The organism is Patulibacter defluvii (assembly GCF_034096925.1).
Classification (GTDB): Bacteria; Actinomycetota; Thermoleophilia; order Solirubrobacterales; family Solirubrobacteraceae; genus Patulibacter; species Patulibacter defluvii.
In genome coordinates, this window is record NZ_JAWZSQ010000001.1 from 500826 (window position 1) to 518890 (window position 18065).

General features: G+C 75.4%; 18 protein-coding genes. 11 read left to right on the forward strand and 7 right to left on the reverse strand.

Annotated features, from left to right (window positions below):
• The first annotated feature begins 40 nt into the window (after positions 1–40).
• Positions 41–1873: a hypothetical protein gene (locus SH587_RS02100; protein WP_320668894.1), complete on the forward strand. Its 1833-nt coding sequence runs from the start codon at positions 41–43 to the stop codon at positions 1871–1873.
• Between the two features lie 21 nt (positions 1874–1894).
• On the opposite strand, the gene SH587_RS02105 is transcribed toward SH587_RS02100, so the two are convergent.
• Positions 1895–3919 carry a glycoside hydrolase family 2 protein gene (locus SH587_RS02105; RefSeq protein WP_320668895.1) on the reverse strand — a complete coding sequence of 675 codons (2025 nt, stop codon included), beginning with the start codon at positions 3917–3919 and terminating at the stop codon, positions 1895–1897.
• A gap of 118 nt (positions 3920–4037) precedes the next feature.
• Here SH587_RS02105 and SH587_RS02110 point away from each other — a divergent pair, with 118 nt between their 5' ends.
• Entirely contained in the window at positions 4038–5582 is a 1545-nt protein-coding gene (locus SH587_RS02110) for a SpoIID/LytB domain-containing protein (RefSeq protein WP_320668896.1), read from the forward strand.
• Positions 5583–5673: 91 nt separating this feature from the next.
• On the forward strand, positions 5674–6054 hold the full coding sequence (locus SH587_RS02115) for a hypothetical protein (RefSeq protein WP_320668897.1): 381 nt from the start codon (positions 5674–5676) through the stop codon (positions 6052–6054).
• A 10-nt stretch (positions 6055–6064) separates the two neighbouring features.
• Here SH587_RS02115 and ychF read toward each other — a convergent pair whose 3' ends face one another.
• Positions 6065–7150, reverse strand: a complete 1086-nt coding sequence (gene ychF, locus SH587_RS02120) for a redox-regulated ATPase YchF (RefSeq protein WP_320668898.1) — start codon at positions 7148–7150, stop codon at positions 6065–6067.
• Entirely contained in the window at positions 7147–7845 is a 699-nt protein-coding gene (locus tag SH587_RS02125; RefSeq protein WP_320668899.1) for a phosphatase PAP2 family protein, read from the reverse strand. Before SH587_RS02125 ends, ychF begins: the two co-directional genes overlap by 4 nt.
• 106 nt (positions 7846–7951) lie before the next feature.
• Here SH587_RS02125 and SH587_RS02130 point away from each other — a divergent pair, with 106 nt between their 5' ends.
• Together SH587_RS02130 and SH587_RS02135 are read left to right on the forward strand one after the other, a co-directional pair.
• Complete coding sequence (locus SH587_RS02130; protein WP_320668900.1) at positions 7952–8812, forward strand: diacylglycerol/lipid kinase family protein; 861 nt, start codon at positions 7952–7954, stop codon at positions 8810–8812.
• A complete protein-coding gene (locus SH587_RS02135; protein WP_320668901.1) occupies positions 8809–9225 on the forward strand; it encodes a hypothetical protein in 417 nt (138 codons plus the stop codon). The genes SH587_RS02130 and SH587_RS02135 overlap by 4 nt, the downstream gene beginning before the upstream one ends.
• Positions 9226–9365: 140 nt before the next feature.
• On the opposite strand, the gene SH587_RS02140 is transcribed toward SH587_RS02135, so the two are convergent.
• The 4 genes from SH587_RS02140 to SH587_RS02155 are packed head-to-tail and all read right to left on the reverse strand — an operon-like array spanning position 9366 to position 11991.
• Complete coding sequence (locus tag SH587_RS02140; protein ID WP_320668902.1) at positions 9366–9584, reverse strand: hypothetical protein; 219 nt, start codon at positions 9582–9584, stop codon at positions 9366–9368.
• A 34-nt stretch (positions 9585–9618) separates the two neighbouring features.
• A complete protein-coding gene (gene mce / locus SH587_RS02145) occupies positions 9619–10029 on the reverse strand; it encodes a methylmalonyl-CoA epimerase (protein ID WP_320668903.1) in 411 nt (136 codons plus the stop codon).
• 45 nt (positions 10030–10074) lie between these two features.
• On the reverse strand, positions 10075–10662 hold the full coding sequence (locus tag SH587_RS02150) for a PIN domain-containing protein (RefSeq protein ID WP_320668904.1): 588 nt from the start codon (positions 10660–10662) through the stop codon (positions 10075–10077).
• A 12-nt stretch (positions 10663–10674) separates the two neighbouring features.
• Positions 10675–11991: a M20/M25/M40 family metallo-hydrolase gene (locus tag SH587_RS02155; protein WP_320668905.1), complete on the reverse strand. Its 1317-nt coding sequence runs from the start codon at positions 11989–11991 to the stop codon at positions 10675–10677.
• A 133-nt stretch (positions 11992–12124) separates the two neighbouring features.
• Between SH587_RS02155 and SH587_RS02160 the strand changes: the two genes are divergently transcribed.
• The 6 genes from SH587_RS02160 to SH587_RS02185 form a co-directional block, all read left to right on the forward strand.
• Positions 12125–12886, forward strand: a complete 762-nt coding sequence (locus SH587_RS02160; RefSeq protein WP_320668906.1) for an SDR family oxidoreductase — start codon at positions 12125–12127, stop codon at positions 12884–12886.
• Complete coding sequence (locus tag SH587_RS02165; RefSeq protein ID WP_320668907.1) at positions 12883–13317, forward strand: hypothetical protein; 435 nt, start codon at positions 12883–12885, stop codon at positions 13315–13317. Before SH587_RS02160 ends, SH587_RS02165 begins: the two co-directional genes overlap by 4 nt.
• 30 nt (positions 13318–13347) lie before the next feature.
• Positions 13348–14718 carry a replication-associated recombination protein A gene (locus SH587_RS02170; protein WP_320668908.1) on the forward strand — a complete coding sequence of 457 codons (1371 nt, stop codon included), beginning with the start codon at positions 13348–13350 and terminating at the stop codon, positions 14716–14718.
• A gap of 138 nt (positions 14719–14856) precedes the next feature.
• Entirely contained in the window at positions 14857–15945 is a 1089-nt protein-coding gene (locus SH587_RS02175; protein ID WP_320668909.1) for a PASTA domain-containing protein, read from the forward strand.
• 46 nt (positions 15946–15991) lie between these two features.
• Positions 15992–16741 (forward strand): precorrin-2 dehydrogenase/sirohydrochlorin ferrochelatase family protein, encoded by a 750-nt coding sequence (locus SH587_RS02180; protein ID WP_320668910.1) that lies wholly within the window; start codon positions 15992–15994, stop codon positions 16739–16741.
• A gap of 29 nt (positions 16742–16770) precedes the next feature.
• Positions 16771–18065, forward strand: a 1295-nt coding sequence (locus tag SH587_RS02185) for a glycerophosphodiester phosphodiesterase family protein (RefSeq protein ID WP_320668911.1), incomplete at its 3' end; no start/stop codon positions are given.

Below are 18065 nucleotides of genomic sequence, written 5' to 3' on the forward strand. Positions count from 1 at the left end.
CCCCGATGGCGCCTAGCCGCTCGCCGCCTACGGTCGGGTGGTGTCCTCCCCAGATCCCTTCCCCCGTCGCGCGCGGATCGCCGTCGCGGCCACGCTCGCGGTCGCCGCGCTGGCGCCGCCGGCCTCGGCCGCGACCGTCCGCTCAGCGGCCGACGGCCTGCCGCTGCTCTCGACCCAGGCGGCCACGACCGCCCTCGACCAGCGCCGCGGCGAGCTCTGCAAGACCCCGCGCTCGAAGGCCCGGACGCCGTCGCTGAAGACCGCCCTGGCCGACGCCCGCAAGCTCGTCCGCAAGGGCCGCGGCGCCGCCGCCGACCGCCAGTTCCGCCGCACCGCGCAGGCCCGCACCGCCGACCGCGCGCTGGCCGCGGCCGGGACCGCGGTCGTCGCCGGCCGTTCGACCGCGGCGCTGGCCGCGCTGCTGCGCGCCCACGAGCTGCGCCCGCGCGACCAGCGGCCGCTGGTCGGCGCCGCCACCGTCCTCGCCCGGCTCGGCCGCGGCCCGGCGGCGCTGGCGCTGCTCGACGCCGCCAAGAAGCGCAAGGCCCCGAAGAACGCGCCGCTCGGCGTCGCGCGGACCGCGCTGCTGGCCAACGCCCGCGGCTTCACGCTGCTGACGCTCGGCCGCTGGGTCGAGGCGGAGAAGGCGCTCGCGTCGGCCGCCCGCAGCCCGCTGCTGCGCGAGGCGCGGGCGAACCTGGCCCACGCCCAGCTCTGCGGCAAGGGCAGCGCGGCGGCGGCCAAGACCGCGGTCGCCGCCAGCCGCCGCGGCGCGCCGCCGGCCGGGACCACCAGCTACCCGCCCGAGGACGGCCCGCTGATCGTGCAGGCCGAGGCGCCGCTCTGGCTCGACGTCGCGCCCGGCGTGCTGCCGACGCTGCCGGACTGGCCGGTCCCGCGCGACGAGGCCGAGGGCAAGGCGCTGTGGGCGGGCCTGCGGGCGATCAACGACGGCGACGTCGCCCGGATCCGCGCCGCGGTCGCCGCCTCGACCGCCGCCGCCCAGGCCGCCAACCCGGTCCGCACGCGGCTGACCGCCGCCGGCCGCAACCACCTGCGGGCGCTCGACGTCGCGTTCAGCCGACCCGAGCTCCAGCCGGGCCTGCGCGACCTCTACCGGCGGATGACCGACGCCCGCAGCGCGGTCGGCCGCCAGCTGACCATGTACGGCTCGGGCCAGGCCGGCCCGACCTGCGGCCACTTCGGCTCCTGGCGCGAGGCCTACCTGGCCTACGAGGACGCCAACCGGACCTGGATCCGCGAGCAGTACCGCTACCACTCCGGGATCGCGGCCAACGTCGGCGATCCGCTGCTGCACGCGGCCTACATGGCGCGGGCGCGGGAGAGCGTGGCCGTCTTCATGGCCAGCCTCCACCAGGCGGTCGCCTACCTGGCCGAGTACGGGCGCAACTGCTACCGCGACCCGGTCTCGTCGGTCGCCGTCGACGAGGGCCAGCTCGACCAGCCCGACTCGCCGCGCTGCCCGACCGGGCTCAACGGCGTCGCCTTCCGCTGGGCGCTGCCGGGCGTCGAGGTCTCCGCCAGCTGCGAGGCGGTCGGCTTCGAGCTGGAGGCGGGCGGCAAGTGGCTGTCCGCGTTCGTCAACGTCTCCCACAACGTCGCCAAGGGCGAGACCACGGTCGTCGTCGGCCCGCGGGCGAAGACGCCCTCCGGCCCGTTCGGCCCCAGCGCCCAGGTCGAGGACGGGCTCTACATCACGGTCGGCAACGACGGCTCGATCCGCGACGTCGGCGGCCGCGTCTCGCAGACCGCGGTGCTCCAGGTCGGCCCGGGCAGCGTCGCGCTCAGCGGCGAGACGATGGACTTCACCCTGATCGGGGTCAGTCCGCTCGGCGACCTGCTGGGGGACTGAGCCCCGCCGCCCGCGCGCCGGTCAGTGGCCGGCGCGCTCGGCGGCGGCGGCCAGCGCCGCCTTCGTCACCGCGACCGACGGCTTCGGCCGTCCGTCGTAGGTGAACAGGCCCTTCTGGTTCAGGCCCCGGACCAGCCGCAGCGGGCCCTTGTAGACGTTGCGGATCGAGCCGCCGAGGAAGGTCGGCGCGACGCCGAAGTCGCGCAGGTTCCAGATCAGCGTGCCCTGGATCCGCGGGTTCGACGAGTAGGCGTCGATCGTCGTCTTGATCAGGTTCGACTGGTAGCCGTAGCCGCCCGGCTTGGCCGAGGCGTTCTCGCCGTTGGCCTCGGCGCCGAACTCGGTCACCACCAGCGCCTTGCCGCGGTAGATCCGGGCGGCCAGCGCGGTGTAGGCCTTGATCCGGCGGGCGATGTAGCTCATCGGCGCGCCGGGCTCGCTGTACCAGCCCTCGTAGTTGGTGATCCCGACCGCGTCGACGTACTGGTAGACGGGGCCCATCCGGTCGGGCAGGCGGGTGTCCCAGACCGCCCGCTGGCCGGCCGGGCAGGAGAGCGCCGGGCCGCGGCGGACGTTCAGGACCACCGCGCCGACCGTGCTGCGGCGGCAGAGCTGCTTCGGCGTGCCCCACAGGTCGAGCGCGACCAGCCGGTTCGGGTCGAGCTGCTTGAGCTTGCGCGACGTCTCGCGGATGTAGGGGATCTGGCCGTTGCGGTTGCCGTTCTTGGCGATCTCGTTGACCAGGTTCCAGACCACCGTCGAGGGGTGGGTCTGCTGCTCGTCGAGCGTCGTCTGCACGCGGTCCTTGGCGCTCTGCACCTGGCGCGGCGTGCGGTTGGTCCAGGAGCCGGGCGAGTCGACCGGGCCGATCCCCTGCCAGACGAGGATGCCGGCGGCGTCCAGCCGCTCCAGCAGCGCCGGGGCCAGCGGGTGCTGGGCGCGGGTGGCGTTGGCGCCGATCGCCTTCAGGTCGTCGATCAGCGAGTCCATCTGCGCGGTCCGCAGGCCGGTGCCGTAGCCGGGGGCGTCCTCGTGGATCGAGGCGCCGCGCAGCTGGATCGGCTTGCCGTTCAGGTACAGCTGGCCGTTGCGCTGCGTCATCTGGCGCAGGCCGGTGCGGGTCTGGTAGGCGCTCTCGCCGGCGATCCCGAGCGTCAGGTCGTAGAGGTTCGGCGAGCCCGGGGCCCACAGCGCCGGGTCCTTGACCGTCACCGTCACCGAGACCCGGCGGGTGCCGGAGCGGGGGACCGACGTCTTCGGGAAGTCGAGCTCGACCTCCTGCCCGTCGCGGCGGAGGACGCCGGCGAGCTGGATGTCGCGGGTGACGCTGCGGTTGGTGATCGCGGCGCTGACCGTCACCCGGGCGCTGCCGCCGCCGGACTGCAGGCGGGTGGTCAGGTAGGGCGCCTTGACCTCGCTCGGCCCGAGCCGGCGGAGGGTGACCTCGCGGTTGATCCCGCCGAAGTTGAACCAGGCGCGGTGCCAGCCCTGGTTCTTCATCTTCTCCGGGTCGCGCCAGTCGGCCCGCACGACGATCGTGTGCTGGCGCCCGGCGGTCAGCTGGGTGCGCGCCTCGAAGGGCAGGAACTCGCCGGTGTGGCTGGTGATCTTGCGGCCGTCGACCCAGACCGTGGCGCGGTGGTTGACCGAGCCGAAGGCGATCGCGTAGGCGCCGGTCTGGTCGACCTGGACCGTCCGCCGGTACCAGGCGATCGAGCCGCGGTGGCTGAGCACGCCGGCGGCGCCGGTGATCCGGTCGGCGTTCGGCACGTAGGGCAGGGTGACCGTGCTGCCGCTGAAGCCGCCCTTGGCCCAGCCGCGAGCCAGCCCGCGGTCGTTGGGGTCGTTGGCGACGGTCCAGTCGCTCGCGATCGCCACCCGTCCGAACGGGCCCCCGAGCGTCATCGGCACGCTCAGGTCGCCGGCCGGTGGATCGGCGGCCCGGATCGCCCCCGGCAGGGCGATGGCGGCCGTGGCGCCGACGGCGGCGGTCAGCGCCACCAGGCGGAGGGCGGCAGGGTGAGCGGAGCGAGCGAACGAGGGCATGGAGCAGCGAGAGCGCGCGCCGCGACCCGCGACGAACGATCGCGCGAGCCTAGCGGAGGAGGCCCCTCCGGCACGCCACCGGCGTCGGCGGCGGGGTCGCGCGCTACCGTCGGGGCCGGTGCGCGCTCCCGGGAATCCCCCCGCCCGGTCGACCTCGGTCGGCCGCCGCCTGGCCGCTGTGGCGCTCGCGGCGCTGCTGGCCGTTCCCGCGTCGGCGGGCGCGTCGGGGTCGTGGCTGGTGGTCACCGGCGCCGGCTTCGGCCACGGGGTCGGGATGAGCCAGTGGGGCGCCCACGGGATGGCGCAGCGGGGCGCCGACGCCCGCGCGATCCTCGCCCACTACTACTCGGGGACGACGCTCGGACGGCTGCCGGACGGCCAGCGGGTGCGGGTGGCGCTGCAGTGGGGCCGGTCGGAGACGACGATCGCGGGTGCCAGCCGGATCGGCGGGCTGGCGGTGCGGCCGGACCGCTCGTACCGGCTACGACGCAGCGGCGGCGGGATCGCGGTGCTGCCGGCCAACGGCCCGCGGGCGCTGGGACGAGCCCCGGGCGGGGTCCGCGCGACCGGGCCGAGCGGCGTGCTGCAGGTGGCCGGCGTCGCCGCCGACGGGGTCCGCGACGGCAGCTTCCGCGGGGCGCTCGACGTGCTGCCCGACGGCGACGGCCTGCTGGTGGTCGACGACCTCGGGCTGGAGGACTACCTGCGTGGGGTGATCACCGGCGAGTCGCCGGCCAACTGGCCGGCGGCGGCGCTGCAGGCCCAGGCGATCGCGGCCCGCACCTACGCGATCACGACGCCGGTCGGGGGGCGGCCGTTCAGCCAGTGGCCCGACGTCCGCTCCCAGGTCTACCGGGGGATCGCGGGCGAGACGGCCAGCGGCGACGCGGCGGTGCGGGCCACGACCGGCCAGGTCGTGACGGTCGACCGGCGGCCGGTGACGACCTACTTCTTCTCCACCAGCGGCGGCCGCACCGAGGCGGTCGAGAACGTCTTCGGCGGCCCGCCGCGCTCGTGGCTGCGGAGCGTCGAGGACCCGGGCGACGACGGCTCGCCGATGCACCGCTGGACCCGCCGCTTCTCCCCGGCCGAGGCCGACCGGCGGACGGCCCGCTTCGGCGTCGGGTCGCTGCGGCGGATCGCGGTCGTCCGGCGCGGCGACTCGCCCCGGATCCGGACGGCGCGGGTGGTCGGCCGTGACGGCGCCCGGACGGTCGACGGCGGCGAGCTGCAGCGGGCCTTCGATCTGCCCGACCGCTGGGCCACGTTCACCGTCGCGTCGATCTCCGGCTGCCTGCGCCCGCGCCCGGTCCGCGGGGTGGCGGCCGCGGCGTCGTCGCGGTCGGGGGACGACGCCCCGCTGGCCGCCGACGATCCGGCGGGCGGGGCGCTGGAACTGCTCGGCCGCGGCCTCCGCGACGTGGCGGCCGCGACCGACCGCGAGCGGGCGGCGGTCCGCCCCGACGGCTGCCGCCTGGTCGGCGGGCTGACCCCGGCGCCCTCCTCCCCGGCGCGGCTCCAGCGTCGCGACGGCGGTCGCTGGCGGACGGTCCGGACGCTGGCCCTCGACGGCGCCGGCCGCTTCGACGCGACGGTCCCCCGCGGTGGTCGCTGGCGGGTCCGGGCGGGTGGGGTGGCGACGGCCGCCACCCGCTCGCGCTGAGCCGGCGCGCCGGCAGGCCGCCGTCTCGCCCGATTCGAGAGTTCGGAACTCTTCGGCTACTGTTCCGAACTCTCGCGCCAAGGAGTCTCCGATGTCCGTCAGCCAGCTCGTCCGCACCACCAACCGCTCGATGATCGCCTTCGACCTGCTGCTCGGCAGCGGGGCGCTGGCCGCGCCCGACCTGACCCTGAAGGCGATCGGGCACGATGCCCCGTCGCCCGACGCGCGGACGCTCTTCCAGCGCTGCGGGCCGATCTGGCTGACCTACGCCGCCGCTCACCTGCTCGCCGACCGCCGCGGCTCGTCGGAGGACTGGGCCGCCGTCGCCTGGCTGCGCGGGACCGAGATCCTGACCGACGTCGTCTGGGCCAGCTCGCCCGCGATCCCCCGCCGCCGCTCGCGGGTGCTGCTGCGGCTGGCCGGCGCCTTCAACCTGGCGCTGGCGGTCGGGGCCTACCGCGAGCGGCGCTGAGGGGGTCGCCTCAGTTGGTGTGCTTGACGGTGATCACGTCGCCGTCCTGCATCACGTAGTCGCGACCCTCGGTCCGCAGCGTGCCCTTGTCGCGGGCCTGGCTGTAGCCGCCGGCGGCCAGCAGCTCCTCCCAGCCGACCACGTCGGCGCGGACGAACCCCTGCTGGATGTCGCTGTGGATCTCGCCCGCCGCGTGCCAGACGGTCAGGCCACGCCGCAGGTGCCACGACTGGCCGCGGACGCCCGAGCCGACGGTGAAGAACGTGATCAGGTCGAGCAGCTCGAAGGCGCCGCGGGCGATCCGCTGGAGGCCCGACTCGGCGTAGCCCATCTCCTCGCGGAGCGCGGCCGCCTCCTCGTCGTCCATCTCGGCCAGCTCGGCCTCGAGCCGCGACGAGATCGCCACCGCGACCGCCCCCATCTCGGCCGCGTGCTCGGCGACCACGGCCGGGACCGCGCCCGTGGCGTCGTTCTCGTCGACGTTGGCCACGAACAGCACCGGCTTGGCCGTCAGCGGCTGGAGGATCTTCACCACCTGCGGGTGGTCCTCCGGCGCCGGCACCGTCCGGGCCGGCTTGCCGTCGTTCAGCGCCGGGATCAGCTCGTCGAGCCAGGCCAGCTCGGCCTTCGCCTCGGCGTCGCCGCCGCGAGCCTGCTTCTGGACCCGCTCGCGCCGCCGCTCGGCCTGCTCGAGGTCGGCCATCAGCAGCTCGGTCTCGATCGTCTGGATGTCGCGCAGCGGGTCGACCGCGCCGTCCGGGTGGATGATGTTGGCGTCGTCGTGGGCCCGGACGACGTGCACGATCGCGTCCGTCTCGCGGATGTTGGCCAGGAACTTGTTCCCCAGCCCCTCGCCCTTGTGGGCCCCGGCCACGAGGCCCGCGATGTCGTGGAAGTCGATGTGGTCGTAGACGATCTCGGACGCGCCCATCTGCTCGGCGATCCGGCGCAGGCGGTCGTCCTCGACCGGGACGACGGCGACGTTCGGCTCGATCGTCGTGAACGGGTAGTTCGCGGCCTCCGCGCCCGACTTGGTGAGGGCGTTGAAGAGCGAGGACTTGCCCGCGTTGGGCATGCCGACGATGCCGATCTTCATCCGGTCGGTCCTTCCGTGGTGGTGGGGTCCCCGGCCGGCGGGGCGATCGGCGCGCTGCTGGCGCCGGGCTCGTGGCGGGGCGCGACGAGCAGTCCGGCGACCCCGCGGACGACCCGGCCGGTCGCGCAGCCGAGCGTCGCGCCGACGAGGATGTCGGTCGGGTAGTGGACGCCCAGGTGGACCCGCGAGAGCGCCATCGCGCCGGCGGTCGCGAACAGCGGGCCGCGCGGCAGCAGGCCGGAGAAGGCCGTCGCGGCCGCGAACGACGAGGCCGCGTGCGAGCTGGGGAAGCTGAGCTGGGTCGGCGTCGGGACCAGCGGCGGCAGGTCGCGCAGCTGCGGCCGCGGCCGGCGGGCGACCTGCTTGATCGTCGTGTTGGCGACGTAGGCGGCGGCGACGGCGGCGACCCCGGTCGCCCAGCGCTCGCGGCGGCGGGCGTCGAGCACCGTCCCGGCCCCGCCGATCGCCAGCCACAGCGCGCCGTGCTCGCCGGCGCGCGAGAAGCGGACGATCGCCTCGGTCGCCCGCGGCGAGCGCGCGGTCGAGCGGATCAGGCGCATCCCCGCCAGGTCGGCGCGGGCGAACGCGCGGCCGAGCGGCCCGTGGAGGGCGCGGGCGGCGAGGCTGCGGCGGGCGTCGATCGCCTCGCGCCGCAGCTCGCGGTCGGACAGCATCGGTCGGGGTCGGCGCGCCACGCGTTGGAGGGTAGGCCCTCGGCGCCCGCGGCCGCCGGCTCGCGTGGCGGATCGCCCCCGAGGGGTGGTGCCGATCCGCCACGCGAGCCGCCGTAAGATGTCGCGGGTGCAGCTCGCGTTGGTCGTCAACTCGCGGTCCGGCGCCGGGCGCTCGGCCGCGCAGGTCGCCGAGCTGCTGGCCGGTCCCGGCCACGAGGTCGAGACCTTCGCGATCGACGAGGCCGACGCGGCCGCCCGCTCGGGCGCCGACCGGGTGGTGCTGGCCGGCGGCGACGGCTCGGTCGGGACGGCGTTCCAGGCCTGCGCCCGCCACCGGGTGCCGCTGGCGGTGCTGCCCGCCGGGACCGCCAACGACTTCGCCCGCGCGCTCGGGATCCCGCCCGGGATCGAGGACGCGGCGCCGATCGCCGCCGACCCCGACGCCGAGCGGCGGACGGTCTGGGGCGGTTCGATCGACGGCCAGCCGTTCGTCAACGTCGCCTCGATCGGCCTCGGCGTCTACGCGGCCGAGCAGGCGGCGCCGCTGAAGCGGGTGCTCGGGCCGGTCGCCTACGGGATCGGCGCGGCGATCGCCACCGTCCGCGGGCGGGTGGCGCGGGCGCGGGTGATCGTCGACGGCGAGGAGCTGTTCGACGGCGACGTCTGGCAGGTGCTGGTGGCGGCCTCGGGCTCGTTCGGCGGCGGCGTCCAGCTGCCGGTCTCCGATCCCGAGACGCCGGAGCTGGAGGCGTTCGTGCTGCCGTCCGGCCCGCGGGTCTCGCTGGTCCGGCGGGCGTGGGGGATGCGCCACGGCGGCAACCGCGGCGGGGTCCAGGTGCTGCAGGGGCACCAGATTGTGGTCGACCTCGATCCCGACCGGGAGTGGAACGTCGACGGCGACCTCCACCCGCTCGGCGACGTGACGGTCACGCCGCTGGGGCCGGTCGAGGTGCTGGTCCCGCGCGACGCGCAGGGGGCGGCGCGATGAGCGAGCAGCGACCGGACGGCGAGCCGCCGATCGACGACGACGCGAACCTGCCGCCGCTGGCCGAGCACCTTCGGGTCGACCTCGACGACCCGCGGGCCCAGAACCGCTCGCGCAACAAGCTGATCCTGCTGCTGATGTTCGGCGCGCTGCCGATGATGGTGGTGTTCGTGGTCGTCCTGACCTCGCTCACCGACGGCCCGCCCGAGCCGACCCGCGGCCAGGCCAGCCGCGGCCTCGGTGAGGTCACCCGCTACTGCACCTACGTCGCCCGCGACGACGCCGACTACCGGCTCTGCCTGGAGCGGACCGACGTGCGGCTGCCGCAGCGCGAGCGCTCGAACGCGGGCCGCTACGCCCGCGGCGAGCTGCTGCGCTGCCTCTCGGACGCGGGCCCGCGCTGCACGCTGCGGTAGCCGCGGGCCGCGCGCAGCGCGTGGATGCGAGGTGCGCGTAGACCAAGCAGGTCGGTGCGCGGGAGCGAGAGCCGTACTCGGTACTGCCGAGCGACCCGGGCGCCGAGATGCGCCGGTATACGCGCGCCTCGCGCCGCGCGCTAGAGGCCGAAGCCGATCTTCTGCTCGTCCTTGTCGACCCGGATGAAGACCACCTTGTCGAGGTTCAGGTGGACCTGGGCGTCCTCGGCTTCGACGTCGGTCCAGCCGCCGCCGGCGAGGGCGTTGCGGAGGGTCTGCAGCTGGGCCTCGGTCAGGCGGATCGCCAGCGGCGGGGCGCTGTCGAGGCCGATGCTGACGCGGAGCTTGTCGTCGGACACGGGGTCTCCTGGGGTCGGGTGACGGTGGAAGCGGTCAGTGCGCCGGCTCGGTGAGCTCGGTCAGCACCTTGCCGGTCGCCTTCGGGTGCAGGAACGCGACCCGGCTGTTGCGGATGCCGACGCGCGGCTGCTCGTCGATCAGGGCGACGCCGCGCTCCTTCAGCGTGGCCAGCGCCGAGACGATGTCCGAGGTCTGGTAGGCGATGTGGTGCATGCCCGGACCGTTCTTGGCCAGGAACTTGGCCACGCCGGTCTCCGGGCCCAGCGGCGAGATCAGCTCGACGTGGTTCTCGCCGACGTCGAAGAGGACCGCCTCGACGCCCTGCGACTCGACCGTCTCGCGGTGGACGAGCTCGAGCCCGAGCACGTCGCGGTGGAAGGCGATCTGGTCCTCGAGGTCCTCGGGGGCCACGGCCACGCCGATGTGGTCGATCCGGTCGAACATCGGCCGCAGTCTATGAGAGCGGCGGGCGCGGCCCCGCGCTGACGCTCACAGCTCGCCGAGCGGCTCCAGCCAGCGACCCTCGCGGGGCAGGCTGGCGAAGGTCAGGCGCGGCAGCGGGGCGTCGAACAGGCCCGGCACGTCCTCCAGGTCGACGACCTCGATCCCGTCGACCTGGACCAGCTGGGTGGCGTGCTCGGGGAAGACCAGCGCCGTGGTCCGGATCCCGCGCGCCAGCAGCACCTTGGCCGCCTCGGCGAACGCCATCCCGTCGTGCGACATCAGGATCGCCTCGCGCAGGCGACCCCCCTCGCGGCGCTCGTGCAGCAGCGCCAGGATGTCCTCGTCGACGTCGGAGTCGTCCGACAGCTTCGGCTTGAGGAACATCCGGAAGCCGGACTGGCGGACGACCTCGGCCCAGCCGACGACGCCGTTGAAGGTCCGCTCGGTGACGTTGGCGAAGACCGCCGCCTCGACGCTCGCGCCGTCCGGCGTCCGCTCTCGCAGCCAGGCCGAGAGCGCGTCGATCCGCGGCCGCTCCTTGCCGGTCGGCTTGCGGCGCAGGATCAGCTGGCCGAGCACCATGTCGATGTTCGGCGAGTCCCACACCAGCAGGACGTGCCCGGCGTCGCTCACCGGCTCATCCTGTCACCCCAGCAGCCGCACGACCACGTCGTGGTAGCAGCGGGTGGCGAAGGCCAGGTCGCGCTCGTCGATCCGCTCGTCCTTGGCGTGCATCAGCCCGGCCTGCTCGCGCAGCTCCAGGTGGCGGTGGGGGAAGAAGCCGTAGGCCACGCAGTCGGGGAAGGCCGTCCGCCAGGTCCGCGAGTCGGTGAAGCCGGGCAGGAAGGTCGGGACGATCGTCGCCTCCGGCACCTGCTCGCCCAGCCACTCCCGCAGCGCGTCCATCAGCGGCCCCTCGGCCGGCGACGCGTTGCCGAGGATCGTCTCCGTCCACTCGATCTCGACGTCGTCGGGCAGCGGGCCGATCTGATCGAGGATCCGCGCCCGCGCCTCGTCCTCGGTCAGCCCCGGCGGGACCCGGCAGTCGACCCGCAGCTCGGCCCGCGACGGGATCACATTGAGCTTGTCGCTGGCCCCGATCATCGTCGGCGAGAGCATGATCCGGCTCATCGGCTCGATCGCCGCGGCCAGCGCCGGGTCCTCGGCCCGCAGCGCCGCGTACGAGCCGGCTGGATCGGCGCCGTCCAGCCCCAGCCCGTCGAGCATCGTCGCGATCGCCGGCTCGAGGTCGTAGGGGAACTCGGCCGCGGCCAGCCGCTGGAGCAGCGGCACCAGCTTCAGCAGCGCGTTGTCGCCGAGCCCCGGGGTCGAGGCGTGCGCCGCCCGCCCGCGGGCCCGCAGCAGGAACCGCACCGGCCCCTTCTCGCCGACGCAGACCCCGTAGTGGAGCCGGTCGCGGAACCGCATCGGCGCGCCGCCGCCCTCGTTCAGCAGCAGGTCGCAGCGGGCCAGGTCGGGGTGCTCGCGGGTCAGCCAGACCGCGCCCTCGTAGCCGCCGACCTCCTCGTCGACGACCACGATCACCTTCAGCGACCCGCGCGCCGGCCGCCAGCCGCTCTCGGCCAGGCCGATCGCCGCGGTCACCTCGGCGGCGGTCTGCGACTTCATGTCGATCGCGCCGCGGCCCCAGATCACCCCGTCGACCAGCTCGCCGCCCCACGGGTCGCGCTGCCACTCGTCGGGGCTGGCGAGGACCGTGTCGACGTGGCTCAGGAGGCCCAGGACCGGTCCGGCCGCGGCGGCCCGCGGGTCGGCGGCGGGCAGCTCGGCGACCAGGTTCGGCCGCTCGGGCGCGTTGCCGACGGTGGTGACCGCGAAGCCGGCCGCCTCCAGCCGCCCGGCCAGCAGCTCGATCGCGGGCCGCTCGTTGCCGGGCGGGTTGACCGTGTTGAGCCGGATCAGCTGCTGGAGCAGCGCGGTCGCCGAGGGGACGGGGGCCATCCCGGCAGGCTAGATGATCGTTCCGTGGCCGCCGGCCGGCCGCCGGTTGGTCCGGCGCGGCGGCGGCGATCCGGTCCTGTCCGCCCCCGGCGCCGGCCTCTACGGTCGACCGCACCGTGACGAAGGAGCATCGATGCAGCTGGCGGTGATCGGCGGGACCGGCACGATCGGGGGACCGGTGGTGGAGGCGCTGGCCGCGCGCGGCGACGAGGTGCGGGTGCTCAGCCGCACCGCGCCGGCGGCGCCGGTCGCCGGCAGCCGCCACCAACGGGTCGACCTGACCGACGGCGCCGGCCTGCGCGAGGCGCTCGACGGAGTGGACGCGGTGGTCGACGCCAGCGACGACCGCAGCATCCGCCAGCGCCACCGCGGCCCCGCCACGGCGCGGGTGCTGGAGGCCGCCGCCGACGCCGGGGTCGGCCACCTGGTCGGGATCTCGATCGTCGGCTGCGACCGTTCGCCGCTCGCCTACCACCGGGCCAACGCGGCCCAGGAGCAGCAGCAGCTGGCGGGACCGGTGCCGGTCTCGATCCAGCGCCTGACCCAGGTCCACCCGCTGCTCGACACCGTCATGGCCTCGTCGGCCCGCTTCGGCCTCTCGCCGCGCGCGCGGTTCCCGCTGCAGCCGATCGACCCGCGCGACGCGGCGGTCGCGGTGGTGGCGGCGATCGACGCCGGACCGTCCGGGCGCCGCCCCGACGTCGGCGGGCCGCTGGTCCAGCCGCTCGCCGAGCTGGCCGAGGAGTGGGCGGCGATCCGCGGCCGGCGGCGGATCACCGTCCCGGTCCCGACCTGGGGCGCCGGCGGCCGGGCGGTCCGCGACGGGCTGCTGTGCGCGCCGGACGGGCCGGTCGACGGGCGAACGTTCGCCGCCTGGCTGGAGGCGGCACGATGAGCGCCGTCCGCGACCTGCGGCTGGCCCGGACGGCGCTGGTGATGCTGGCAATCAGCAGCGCCGCGGTCGGGATCCCGGCCTCGTTCGCGCCCCGCGGCTTCTACGACGGCTTCCCCTTCGTGACCTCGTGGGTCGACAAGCTGGGGCCCTTCAACGAGCACCTGGTGACCGACACCGGCGGGCTCTTCCTGGCCTTCGCGCTGCTCTTCGCGTGGGCGGCCCGGCGGCCGCACCCGGCGCTGGTGCGACCGCTCTGCGCGGCCTTCGCGGTCTCGCAGCTGCTGCACTTCGTCTTCCACGTCCGCCACCTCGACGGCTTCGGGGTCGCCGACGCGATCGGCGAGGTGCTGTCGCTGGCGCTGCTGCTGGTGCTGCCGGCGGTGGCGGTCTGGGCGCTGCCCTCCGAGCGCGGCGCGGAGGGCCGCGCCTGACGCGACCGGGTCCCGTGCCATCCTCGATCGGTGGACCGGCTGTTCGCTCCCGACCCGGACGACGGCGCCCCGATCGACGGCGGCGCGCCGCCCGCCGACGCCCCGCTCGCCGCCCGGCTGCGACCGCGGACGGTCGAGGACGTCGTCGGCCAGGCGGGCCTGCTCGGCGAGGGCCGGCCGCTGCGGGCGGCGATCGACTCCGGGACCCCGCACGCGATGCTGCTGCACGGGCCGCCCGGCTCGGGCAAGACGACGCTGGCGCGGATCGTGGCCGACGCGGCCGGGGCCGCGGTCGAGGCGCTGCAGGCGGTCGACGCGGGCAAGGCCGAGGTCCGCGCGGCGCTCCAGCGGGCCCGCGACCGGCGGGCGGCGGGCGGCCAGGCGACGGTCCTCTTCATCGACGAGATCCACCGCTTCAACCGCACCCAGCAGGACGCGCTGCTGCCGGGCGTGGAGGAGGGGCTGGTGACGCTGATCGCGGCCACCACCGAGCCGCCGTGGGCGGCGGTCAGCCCGGCGCTGCGGTCGCGGCTGCGGATCTACCGGCTGCGCTCGCTCGACGAGCGGGACGTGCTGACGCTGCTGCGGCGGGCGCTCGACCGCGGGCTGCTGGGGGACGGCGTCAGCGCCGACGACGGGGTGCTGGAGCTGCTGGCCGCGCGCAGCGCCGGCGACGCGCGGACGGCGCTCGGCGCGCTCGAGGCGGCGGCGAACCTGGCCCGGGCCCAGGTCGCCCAGCTGCTCGGCGAGGAGGACGAACCGACCGCCGACGCTCCCCGGCGCGAGGTCGTGATCGGCGCCTCGCACGCCTCGGCCGCGCTCGACCGGGCGGTGATCGCGGCCGGGCCGGACCAGCCGCACGACCTGCTCTCGGCCTACATCAAGTCGATCCGCGGCAGCGATCCCGACGCCGCCGTCTACTACCTGGCCGGGATGCTGGCGGCCGGCGAGGACCCGCGCACGATCGCCCGCCGGCTGATCGTCTCGGCCAGCGAGGACATCGGCCTGGCCGACCCCTACGCGCTGCCGATGGCGGTCGCGGCGGCCGAGGTCGTCGACCGGGTCGGGATGCCGGAGTGCCGGATCGCCCTCTCGCACGTGACCGTCCGGCTGGCCCTGGCCGGCAAGAGCAGCGCCGCCTACCGCGCGATCGACGCCGCCCTCGAGCACGTCGCCGAGCACGGCGTCCAGGCCCCGCCGCCCTACCTGCGGGGCAAGATCAGCGAGGGCGCGCGGCCGCAGGACTACGACTACCCGCACACCAACCCCGGCGGCTTCAGCGACCAGGAGCTGCTGCCGGCGGCGCTGGCCGACCACCGCTTCCTCGAGCCGGCGGCCCACGAGACGGTGCTGCTGGAGCGACTGGCGGCGGCCCGCCGCGGGCGTCGGCGCGAGCCGTGAGCGGTCGCCCGCTCGAACTAGCGTCCAGCAACTAGCCGGCACGCGGGAGCTCGCGTAGCCTGGACCGCGCCCACGTCCGTGGGCACGGTCGATCGGTCGGAGGCGGGGATGGGCACGGGGCGGCGGTACCTGGGAGCGATGGCGGTGCTCGCGCTGGCGCTGCCGGCGGGCGCGTCGGCGCAGGCGACGCGGACGTGGGTCTCCGGCGTCGGCGACGACGTCAACCCCTGCAGCCGCACGGCGCCCTGCAAGACCTGGGCGGGGGCGATCAGCAAGACGGCGACCGGCGGCGAGATCAACGCGCTCGACCCGGGCGGCTTCGGCACGCTGACGATCACCAAGTCGATCACGATCGACGGCGGCGGCATGCTGGCCGGGACGCTGGCCAGCGGCACCACCGGCTTCGTCGTCAACGTCCCTCCCGGCAACCCGCTCGACGGGCAGCGGCGGGTCGTCCTGCGCAACCTCAGCATCAACGGCACCGGCACCACGCCCGGCGTCAACGGGGTCCGGATCGACGCCGCGCGCTCGGTCTCGATCGAGAACAGCCAGATCGAGAACTTCAGCCAGAACGGGATCCGCTACGCCCCGACCGAGAGCGGCGACTCGAGCCTGGTGCTCGACGGCGTCCGGCTGCGGAACAACCTCGGCAACGGGCTCTTCGCGATCGGCGTCCCGACCCAGAAGCTCGGCGTGCTGGTCCGCGACACCGTCATCAGCGGCTCCCGCGGCGGCAGCCCGACCCAGCCGGGCGTCGGCCTCAACGCCGACACCGCCAGCCACGTCTGGCTGACCGGCAGCTCGATCTTCGACAACCAGGTCGGGATCGCGGCCGGGGCCACCAACGGCGCCCCGGCGGGGATCGTCGACGACTACTGCGACAACCAGGTCGCCGGCAACGTCGACGACGGCGCGACGACCAACCGCGTCTGCCCGCCGCCCGTGACCGTCGTCCAGAACCCGGCCCCCGCGCCGACCCCGACCCCGACCCCGACCCCGACGGCGCCGGCGGCTCCGGTCGTGCGTTGCACGGTGCCGAAGCTGACGGGGCTGACGCTGGCCGGCGCGCGCGGCCGGTTGGCGAAGGCCGACTGCGGCCTCGGCAAGGTCACCCGCACGCGGACCCGCAAGCGCGCCAGCGTCGGCCGCGTCCTGCGCCAGGGGACCGCGGCCGGCAAGCGCCTGCCGAAGGGGACGAAGGTCGCCGTGGTGGTCGGGAAGCGCTGAGCGGGCCCGCCGGTCCGGTCCCGACGCGACGCTCTACTCTTGATCCATGCCTGCTGCCGCCTACGCCGGGAAGGAGTGCGTGTGCCAGTTCAAGCGCGGGATCTGCGACCAGACCTGCGTGCAGGACATGCTCGACACGCCCTTCTACATCGCCTGCCTGAAGCTGCGCGATCGGGTCGGGCTGGTCGTCGGCGGCGGTGAGATCGGGCTCGAGAAGGTCGAGGGGCTGCTGGCCTGCGACGGCAAGGTCGTCGTGGTATCGCCCGAGGTCCGGCCCGAGGTCGAGCAGTACGCCGCCGAGGGGACGCTGGTCTGGGAGCGGCGCGAGTACCGCCCGGACGACCTCGAGGGCAAGTTCCTGGTGATCGCCTGCACCGACGACACCGACACCAACATCGGGATCTTCGAGGACGCCGAGCGGCGGGCGATGCTGGCGAACATCGTCGACGTCCCCCCGCTCTGCAACTTCATCCTGCCGGCGATCGTCCGCACCGGGCCGCTGGCGATCGCCATCTCGACCGCCGGCGCCTCGCCGGCGCTGGCCAAGCGGATGAAGGACGAGGTCCAGACGCTGTTCGGCGAGGAGTACTCGCGGCTGGCGGTGCTGCTGAACGAGGTCCGCGGCTGGGCCAAGGGCACGCTGCCCACCTACCAGGACCGGAAGGCGTTCTTCGAGGGCGTCGTCGGCGGCGATCCCGACCCGATCGTGCTCCTGCGCGACGGCCGCGAGCAGGACGTGCGCGACCTGATCGCCGCCGCCCAGCGCAGCGCCGAGGCGCAGGTCCAGCGGGCCTGAGCGGCGACCGCGGGGGGGGGGAGCGGACGATGCGGACGGGGGAGAGGCGACCAGCGGCGCTGCTGGCGGCCGCGCTGCTGACGCTGCTGCTGGCCGTGGTGCCGGCGGCGCCGGGCGCGGCGGCCGAGTTCTCGTGGTCGAGCGCCCGGTTCCTCAACCAAGCCCACCAGGGCGGCGAGGACGAGGTCCCCTCGAACACGATGTACGGCCTGGCCTACGCGCTGGCGCACGGCTCGGACATGCTCGAGATCGACGTCCACCTGTCGAAGGACGGGACGATCGTCGTCGGCCACGACGACACGGTCGACCGCACCACCGACGGCCACGGCCGGGTCCAGGACCTGACCCTGGCGCAGCTGCGGCGGCTCGACTCGGCCTACTGGTTCGTGCCCGACCGCAGCACCGTCCACGACCTGCCCGACAGCGCCTACCCGCTGCGCGGCGTGCGGACCGGCAAGCGGCGGCCGCCGGCCGGCTACGACCGCGAGGACTTCCGGATCCCGACCCTCCAGGAGATCCTCGACGCGTACCCGCACGTGCCCCTGAACGTCGAGATCAAGGGCGCCGACCAGGCGGAGAAGTTCCGGGTCGCCGACGCGCTGGCGCGGCTGCTGCGGAACAGCCCGCGGCGCGACATCGTCGTGGTCAGCTTCGACCAGGACTCGATCGACCGCTTCCACGCCCAGGCGCCGTCGATCCCGGTCGCGGCCGGCGTCGCGGCGGCGATCCAGTTCCTGCTGCTGGGCCAGGAGCTGCCGCCGGGGACGGTCGCGCTGCAGCTGCCCTACGCCTTCGACCTCGGCAGCATCGGGATCAAGCTGCCGCTGGTCCAGGACCTGCCGATCGAGCTCAACCTGGCCCAGCGCTGGGTGACCGACCGCGCCCACTCGCGCGGCGTCGCCGTCCACTACTGGGAGGTCCCCGAGACCGACCAGGCCTACGGCCAGGTGGTCGGCGTCTGCGGCGACGGGATCATGACCACCCGCCCGTCGCGGCTGGAGGCCTACCTCGATCGGGCCCCGGTCCCGCGCCTCGGTGGCCAGGGCCGCGCCGGCGACGGCTGCCCGGGCGCGCCCCCGCCGCCGCCCGCCGGCTGCCGGGCCCGCGTCGCCGCGCTGGTCGCCGGCCCCGAGCAACTGACGGTGCGGCTGGAGCGGTGGGGCGACCTGCGCCCCGCCTGCCCGGTCGGCCTGACCCTGGAGAGCGCCGAGCCGGTCGTCGTGCCGGGCGCGGCCGCCGCCGCCCGCCGCGTCGCCTCGCGGCTGTCGCAGCGCGCCCGCAGCCTGGAGCGGCGCGCGACCGCTGCCGTCCGCCGGGCCCGCCG

What these genes read in the sequence shown, in the direction of transcription:
- ychF (WP_320668898.1), bottom strand. Translation starts at nt 7,150, where the DNA reads ATGAAGATCGGCATCGTCGGCATGCCCAACGCGGGCAAGTCCTCGCTC.
- SH587_RS02115 (WP_320668897.1), top strand. Translation starts at nt 5,674, where the DNA reads ATGTCCGTCAGCCAGCTCGTCCGCACCACCAACCGCTCGATGATCGCC.
- SH587_RS02135 (WP_320668901.1), top strand. Translation starts at nt 8,809, where the DNA reads ATGAGCGAGCAGCGACCGGACGGCGAGCCGCCGATCGACGACGACGCG.
- SH587_RS02160 (WP_320668906.1), top strand. Translation starts at nt 12,125, where the DNA reads ATGCAGCTGGCGGTGATCGGCGGGACCGGCACGATCGGGGGACCGGTG.
- SH587_RS02155 (WP_320668905.1), bottom strand. Translation starts at nt 11,991, where the DNA reads ATGGCCCCCGTCCCCTCGGCGACCGCGCTGCTCCAGCAGCTGATCCGG.
- SH587_RS02165 (WP_320668907.1), top strand. Translation starts at nt 12,883, where the DNA reads ATGAGCGCCGTCCGCGACCTGCGGCTGGCCCGGACGGCGCTGGTGATG.
- SH587_RS02175 (WP_320668909.1), top strand. Translation starts at nt 14,857, where the DNA reads ATGGCGGTGCTCGCGCTGGCGCTGCCGGCGGGCGCGTCGGCGCAGGCG.
- mce (WP_320668903.1), bottom strand. Translation starts at nt 10,029, where the DNA reads ATGTTCGACCGGATCGACCACATCGGCGTGGCCGTGGCCCCCGAGGAC.
- SH587_RS02180 (WP_320668910.1), top strand. Translation starts at nt 15,992, where the DNA reads ATGCCTGCTGCCGCCTACGCCGGGAAGGAGTGCGTGTGCCAGTTCAAG.
- SH587_RS02105 (WP_320668895.1), bottom strand. Translation starts at nt 3,919, where the DNA reads ATGCCCTCGTTCGCTCGCTCCGCTCACCCTGCCGCCCTCCGCCTGGTG.